The organism is Roseivirga sp. UBA1976 (genome assembly GCF_002336325.1).
GTDB classification, from domain to species: domain Bacteria; phylum Bacteroidota; class Bacteroidia; order Cytophagales; family Cyclobacteriaceae; genus Roseivirga; species Roseivirga thermotolerans.
This window is the reverse complement of record NZ_DDDQ01000067.1, coordinates 1-7,685: the sequence shown is the minus strand read 5'-3', so window position 1 is coordinate 7,685 and position 7,685 is coordinate 1. Positions and strand designations below refer to the sequence as shown.

The following is a 7,685-nucleotide window of genomic DNA, read 5'->3' as shown; positions in this document are numbered from 1 at the left end:
ATTCAACCCTATCGATTAGAAATGGGCACCCGACTGGCTTTTGATGACCATACCACACTCTATAACTATTGGGCCGATAAGATTGTGGCTCAGGTAATGCGCGACCTCAAAAAGCAAGGCGACAAAGTACTAATCAACCTTGCCTCTCAGGAGTACTTCAAAGCTATTGACAGGCCAAGCCTGAAGGCCAGAGTGGTCAATGTTGAGTTTAAGGATATGAAGAATGGTGAGTATAAGATCATCTCATTCTTTGCCAAAAAGGCCAGAGGTTTAATGGCTCAGTATATCATCAAGAATCGTATCAATGAGGTGGAAGGACTTAAAGGCTTTGATTATGAGGGTTATTGGTTCGATGCAGAGGGTTCGGATGAGAATAATTTGTTGTTTAAGAGAGGGTAGATATTCTCTGAAGGCTGAGAAAGCAAAGTACCAACGGCCTGTCTTCTCACAGTTATTGGCCATCGACTTTCGTAAATGAAGAATTAATGTGTAAGCTGCACAGTAGCTACCAAAGGCCTATGATCGGAAACAAGCGGCTCATCCAGTAAATCGATAAACGTTACCTGCAGTTGTGACTTTGGGGTATTCCTATACACTACATGGTCAATTTCTACCTTTGTATTCCCCTGAAAGCTAAGGTTATCGGGGCCTTTAGGAACAAAGACAAAACCGGCCTCATAGAATAACCGCATGGTTGGTGAACCCGGCTCACAATTAAAGTCTCCGGTAATAATTGTCGGTAAATCAAATTGGTTTAAGTATTCAATTAGCGCGGCTGCCTGTGCCATGCGTGTTTCTTGACCTTCCAGGCCCGCTATCCAGTCTAAATGTACATTAGCAAACAGGATAGAGGTACCTTGAGCCACTTCTATCTCTTGAACAATGGATATTCTTGGTTCATAAACACCATCCGGTAAAGGGAGTATTTTCGTTAAACTGACAGGCTTTGCTGAAAGGGTAGACATACCATAGCCCCCTCCCTGAAAGGTCATAAACTGCCCAAAAGTGCCAGTCATGTGGAGTTCACTAGCCAAAAAGTGGGTTTGGTCTACACTGTCTGATCGCTCTGCGAAATGATCAATTTCCTGAAGGGCAACCAGATCAGGTGACTGGGCTTTAATAACCTCTAAAGCACGCGATAGGTCCAACTGCTGGTCGTTTCCAACACCATGTTTGATGTTGTAAGACATGATCTTGAACTCTGTGATTTGCGTCTGAGAGCAAGAGCTAATGATAAGGAACACTAAAGTTAGTCTAAGGACTATAAGCGCAGACTTCTTAAAGTGTTCCTTGCAATTATTCAATACGGCTTTACTTTCCACCCGATTTCTCAATTTCAATTGTTCTGTTCTTTCTCTCCAGAGCTTTGTTGAACTTCGGTATGTCTTCATTAATAATCTGATCGAACTGCTTTATTGCGGCCTGAAGCCTCTCATTCAGTACTTCGTACACTTCGCCTTGCTGATTGGTGGGGCGGAAGTCAATACCGCTGCCATTAATATCACTGGCCAGTGCACTCAATCTGCCGTAAAGCTTAATGGGGCTTCTGAAGGCATCCTCACGGGCTCCGGTTAGGTGAATATCGTAGAGTTTACCGGCAATATCTTCGGCTATACCCAAAAGCCTCATGGCCTCTTTTTGGGTTCTTTTATCAGATTCTTCGTCAATAATTTCTTCCAATTCTTTGCGCAACATTTCTACTGCATTGATGTTACTTACAGCCACGTTAATGGCATCTCTTAATTGTAGAGAGAAGTAGACTTGCGCCTCAATGTCTTCCTGGGTTCCTTCAGAATATGGGTCTTTCAGTACATTGAGATCTTTGGTAACTTCACGGATAGTCTGGCCGCTTTCATCTTCTACTTTCAGCCTCACTTTATAGGTGCCTGGAGCCACTCTGGGACCGTACTGTCCGGCCATGAGGTCTAAATCCCATTGCACCAGGGGTCTCCAACCTTCGCCATTGAGCTGAACCCAAGGACGGCCCGGTGGTTGCGTTAAAAGTCTGGCCTGAATAATTGGTTCATACCTTAAATCCCAGGTTGTTCTGTTTATACCGGCTCTTGATCTTGGCGTTAAGGTGCGAATAACATCGCCCTGTCGGCTAACAATTTCCACTTTTACATTGCCTTTTACACTTTCCGGTAAGTAGTAATTAATGATCGCTCCATTGGGCGGGTTCTGACCTGAATTGAAGCTACCTCCATCTGTTTTAATGCTTTCCCGATTGTTGAAGCGGTAAGTATCCCTTACATCCAGTAAAACCAAATCGGTGTCCAGTTGGTCGGCTTTTCTGAGTGCAGCCAAATCGTCCAGTATGTAATAACCGCGTCCGTAAGTACCCACCACCATATCGTCAAACCGCTCTTGAATCTCAATCCAATACACCGGAGCAGGAGGTAAGTTTAGTCTCAAACGATCCCAACTGGCTCCATCGTCATAGCTTACATAGATACCTTTATCGATACCCGCATAGAGCATACCCTGGCGTTTAGGGTCTTCCTTAATTACATGCACAAAGCTCGATTCAGAGGAAGGAATTCCATTAGAAATTTTCTTCCAGCTTTGGCCGTAGTCGGTGGTTTTGTAAATGTAAGGGGCAAAATCACCCATCTGGTGTAGGTCTACAGAGATGTAAACCGTGCCTTTCTGATAACGCGATATTTCGATATTGGCTATAGTGCCCCATTCGGGAAGCCCCTTAATATTCGATGTAACGTTGGTCCAGTTCTCGCCTCCGTTTCGGGTTACCTGCACCTGGCCATCATTGGTTCCAACCCAGATCAAGCCTTTTTCTAAAGGCGATTCTTCAATGGCGAAAAGCGTAGAACCATCGAAGGTCATCAGGTTATCGATGGCTACTCCACCTGAGCTTTGCTGATGCGATTTGAGGTTGAGGGTAAGATCGGGAGAGATGATTTGCCAGCTTTGGCCACCATCGTCCGACATGTGCACGTATTGACTACCTACATATACTCTTCCCTTGTGATGGGGCGAAAAACTTAAAGGAAAGTTCCAGTGCCAGCGATATTTCATATCGGCCGGAGCCCATCCATAGCCTGCTTCAGGCCAAACTCTCACTTCCCTGGAATGCCCTGTTCGAATGTCGTGCCTTTCGAGGCCTCCATCATAACAACCAGACCAGATGATGTTGTTATCGTTCGGATCGGGTTGAGCGAAACCGCTTTCGCAACCTCCAACGCCTTTCCACAAACCAAGTGGAATATAGCCCTGAAGTGAGTTGCTTGGCCCCATGTAGGACCAGCCATCCTGACGATTTCCAAAGACGTTGTAAGGAATTTTGTCATCTACGGCTACGTGATACATTTGGGCGATTGGAAGCACCACTCTTTGAAAGCTTCTTCCATGGTTGAGGGTCATGCTCACCCCACCATCATGGGCTACCAGGTAGCGATCGGGGTTTTGAGGATCTATCCAAATGTCGTGATTGTCGCCACCACCACGGGGCGGCCTGGGGTTTCTGGTCTTTCCACCATCTAGCGAATGAACAAATCGCACGGACATGGAATAAATTTCGTTAGGGTCTCCGGTATTTACCCGAATTCTGGTGTAATAGGGAGCTCTTTCGTTCCAATCGTGCTCACGGCTCATCAAAGTCCAGCTCTTGCCTTTGTCTTCCGACCTCCAAACTTCAGGGCTTTCTGCCTCGAACAAGGCATAGACCACATTGGGGTCGCTATGTGAAACAGCTACAGATGTTTTTCCCACTATTCGCTCGGCCCCAAATTTCAACCCATACTTATTCAATGGCTCCCAGCTATCTCCGCCATCGGTCGACTTATATATACCACTGCCGGGGCCACCGCTGTTTAGCCCCCAGGTATTGATGTGTATAGACCACATGGCTGCGTATATGATGTTCGGGTTTTCCGGATCTATGGCCAGGTCTGAAGCGCCTGTGCCTTCATCGATAAACAGCACTCTTTCCCATGTATTTCCTCCGTCTTTGGTCCTGTACACTCCGCGTTCTTGTTGTGGGCCATAAGTGTGACCCAGGGCTGCGGCATAAACAATCTTGGGGTTGGTAGGGTGTACGAGAATATGGCCAATTCTTCCGGTGTTTTCTAACCCCTTGTGTTCCCAGGTTTGACCTGCATCGGGCGAAAAGTAAATGCCGTTACCCATGGCATGTGCCGGCCGAATGAGGAAGGTTTCTCCTGTGCCCACCCATACCTGATCAGGATTGGAGGGAGCCAGTGCTACCGAGCCTATGGAAGAAATGTCCTGATCGTCAAAAATGGGGCGCCAGTTAATGCCTCCGTCATCGGTTTTCCAAAGTCCGCCCGAAGCGGCACCAATGTAATTGATCATAGGGTCGCCCGGAACACCAGCTACCGCAATGGCCCGATTACCCTCCGGACCAATGAACCGAAAGCGGTGATTGCCTAGCTTCTGGTCTAAATTGCTCTGAGCATGAGCAAGTAGTGAAAGCAACAAAAGGGGGAGTAGGGTGAGTTGTTTGAGCATAATTCTTATGGTTACAAAAAGTGAATGAAAAAGGAGATTAGTACGCGACCAATCTCCTTTTTATATCGTATTTATTAGACTGATTACCAGCCTGTTCTGTATTCTCTCTTCACAAATTGGTTGGCCTCATCGAAGTTGGTCACCTTCATGTTTGGTCCATCCCAAAGTAGTTTTATGTATCGGCCCGGGTAAACGGTTCTGTTGCCTTCTTTCTTTTGAATATCGAAGCTTCTTAAAGCCAGGTTACCCATCAGGATACTTTCTGTTAAAGGCCCGGCAATATCGAAGTCGGAACTACACTCTTTTTGCTTATAACCAGCCATAGCTGCATTTACCCATTGCACGTAGTGTCCTTCCGGCACTCTTGGAATAGTTTCCTTTACATTGAGCGCATCATTCAGTTCCAGCGGAATGAGTTTGGGGTTCATACCATAAGTTCCGCACATCATGGTGCCTCGGGTTCCTTTTATAATTACTCCGTTGCCTCCATCGCCCATTTGTTCATTGGCACCCAGTTCCTCAGGTCGTGGTGGCTGAATACCTCCGTCCATCCAATGAAGTTTTAAAGCCGGCTGATCTCCTCTTTCGGGAAAATCTAGAGTAATGTGCGAAGAAGGAGGGCAACTTTCCGGGAAGTAACCTCTTCTAAATTCACCCACATACACAGAGCCTACGGAAGCCTCAACTCCTGTAGGGTAACCCAGGTTCAATGTTTTAAAGGCCGGTTCTATAATGTGGCAGGCCATATCACCCAGAGCTCCTGTACCATAGTCCCACCAGCCACGCCAGTTGAAAGGCACCAGATTATCGATATAGTCTTTCTTTGGGGCGGTTCCTAACCATAAGTCCCAATCCAGCTCTTTTGGCACCTGTGCTTTGCGTTCAGCTGGCCAGGCAATTCCCTGTGGCCACACCGGACGGTCGGTCCAGCACCACACCTCTGTGGCATCGCCTATAAGGCCGGCTTGATACCACTCTTGCATTTTTCTTACACCATCGCCAGAGGCTCCCTGATTTCCCATTTGGGTTACCACTTTGTATTTGTGGGCTGCTTCAGTAAGTTCCCGAGCTTCGGCAATGTCGTGGGTAAGTGGTTTCTGCACATATACGTGTTTACCACGTTGCATAGCCGCCATGGTTTGAATGGCGTGCATATGGTCAGGACTGGCAATGGTTACACCGTCTATGCCGGTTTCTTTTTCCAGCATTACCCGGTAATCTTTGTAATAACTGGCATCAGCAAAAGTTTTGCGGGCATTGGCCGCTCTTCTGTCGTCAACATCACACAAAGCAATCACTTTTACTGCAGGGCTTTTAGCACATTCGGTCAGGTCTGAATAACCCTTTCCGCCTACACCAATACCAGCCAGATAGAATGTATCTGACGGGGCCTTATAGCCTTTGCCTAACACATGGCGTGGCACAATGGTAAATGCAGCCGTTCCTAGTCCTAGTGTTTTAATAAAGTCTCTCCTGGAGGTGTTCTTTTTTGGTTGTTCCATAGTTTCAAATGGTTTGAGCCAGCGCGCTCAGGTTTCATACAATCGTTTAAAAAATTTGATAATTTCTGTGAGGATCGAAGCAGAAAATGGAGTGTTTCAGTGGTTGTTGTATTTCCTGCAACAATCGACCGATAAATTAATAAGAAAAGCCTGAACGGGAAACGCTTTTTTATTATTGTGGCTTGATGGGTGTTTGGGCAAATTTAATTTTACAGAAGCAGATCATTGCCAATTAAAATTACAGACCTGTATTTTTAAGTTCTCTCTGGCAGGTTTTCATAATTACCTCCATTCAAATCTTTACCAATGGCCTACTTCAAGTATAGTAGAAACATGGTCTGTAACAAAGCAAGGCGTCTTTATTCAGACCACCTAAAAAGAGATTTAATAAAGACGGTCGCCTATACAAAGGTAGTTCTAGAGTATAGTTGTTATGAACAGGTATCGGACTACCTGTTGTCCTCGTCCCGGACTTTGGTGTCTGCCAACTGCTCAAGGGCCTCGGCAATGACTAACAGGTTTTCTCCCGGCTGTTCTTTTCGAATATTGTCGGCACACTGCAGCATATAGTTGGCCGACCAATGCTCAACGCCATCTTCCAGTATGGTATATTCTCCGTTGCCATTTCCATCAGGCCCCATATTTTCTCTAATAAAGCTCTGCCGAACCAAAAGGGCTATGGTTTGCTCGGTAGAAAGACTGGAAATAAGATGGTCTATGGCTTCTGAAATAATTTGTTGTTCAGGATTATTAAGCTCAAAATTGATGGCCGTAACAATGTCGGTAGCAAACCAGGGAATTTTATCAGTCCACTGGGTTATAAACAGTTCTCGCTCTTTTTCATTAGGTAGAGTAGCTCCGGCCACTTCAAGATAAAATACCAAGGCCGGTTCTTTGTTAGGAGCGAGGGTGGTAATGAGTCCCAGAAGATCTTCAGCCGATTCCTTGTGCAGTGCTTTCGGGTTGTAGCCGCGTTGTCCTTTCGGGGCATCTGTCATAAATCCGGCATCGAGAAGAAACTCATAGGCCTCTTCCACAGTAAAAATGGTGGGTGTAAAGACCTGGTCTTTCCGATTTTCACAAGCTACTAGAAGCACTGTTAAAACCAGGGTGTGTATCCATTTGGTGAAGGTTTTCATGCCGCGAAAATAGTTTGGTCCAGCCTTTCAGGCAAGTGCTGTTACTTATAGTACCTCCAGAATAAGTCCCTTCAGGTATTCACCCTCAGGGTGGGTAAGGCTTACGGGGTGATCGCCTGGTTGCGACAACCGCTCTAGCACTTTTACTTTTCTCCTGGCCTGAATAGCTGCTGCCACCACTGCATTATAGAAAAGATTCTTATCGACCACCTGAGAGCAACTAAATGTGAAAAGAATTCCTCCGGGTTTTATTTGCTCTAAGGCCATAGCATTGAGACGCTGGTAGCCTTTGAGGGCATTATGGCGAGCACTTAAGTGCTTAGCAAATGCAGGTGGATCGAGTACAATAACATCGAAATCTTTGCTGTTGTGCTGCAGGTATTCAAAGGTATCAATGGCCAGACAGGGGTGTTGTTCTGGCGAGTAGCCGTTATTCAGTAAGTTGACTTTAGTTTGCTCAATGGCAGGCTTAGTAACATCTACTGACACTACACGTTCGGCTCCGGCCGCCAAGGAACACAGGGAAAATCCTCCGTTATAGCAAAAGGTATTCAAC

The 7,685-nt window shown here is 46.2% G+C and carries 6 protein-coding genes; 1 reads left to right on the top strand and 5 read right to left on the bottom strand.

Features of this window, described 5'->3' with window-relative positions; all coding sequences use genetic code 11:
• Positions 1-399, top strand: a 399-nt coding sequence (locus B3763_RS07020; RefSeq protein WP_286745150.1) for a YaaA family protein, incomplete at its 5' end; no start/stop codon positions are given.
• An 83-nt stretch (positions 400-482) separates the two neighbouring features.
• Here the strand turns inward: B3763_RS07020 and B3763_RS07015 are convergent.
• The 5 genes from B3763_RS07015 to B3763_RS06995 form a co-directional block, all read right to left on the bottom strand.
• Positions 483-1,190, bottom strand: coding sequence for an endonuclease/exonuclease/phosphatase family protein (locus tag B3763_RS07015; protein ID WP_286745148.1), 708 nt, complete (start codon positions 1,188-1,190; stop codon positions 483-485).
• Between the two features lie 121 nt (positions 1,191-1,311).
• Positions 1,312-4,488: a WD40/YVTN/BNR-like repeat-containing protein gene (locus B3763_RS07010; protein WP_286745147.1), complete on the bottom strand. Its 3,177-nt coding sequence runs from the start codon at positions 4,486-4,488 to the stop codon at positions 1,312-1,314.
• A gap of 83 nt (positions 4,489-4,571) precedes the next feature.
• Positions 4,572-5,990: a Gfo/Idh/MocA family protein gene (locus tag B3763_RS07005; protein ID WP_286745145.1), complete on the bottom strand. Its 1,419-nt coding sequence runs from the start codon at positions 5,988-5,990 to the stop codon at positions 4,572-4,574.
• A 449-nt stretch (positions 5,991-6,439) separates the two neighbouring features.
• Complete coding sequence (locus tag B3763_RS07000) at positions 6,440-7,129, bottom strand: hypothetical protein (RefSeq protein WP_286745143.1); 690 nt, start codon at positions 7,127-7,129, stop codon at positions 6,440-6,442.
• A 45-nt stretch (positions 7,130-7,174) separates the two neighbouring features.
• A partial coding sequence (locus B3763_RS06995) for a class I SAM-dependent rRNA methyltransferase (protein ID WP_286745141.1) occupies positions 7,175-7,685 on the bottom strand: 511 nt, incomplete at its 5' end.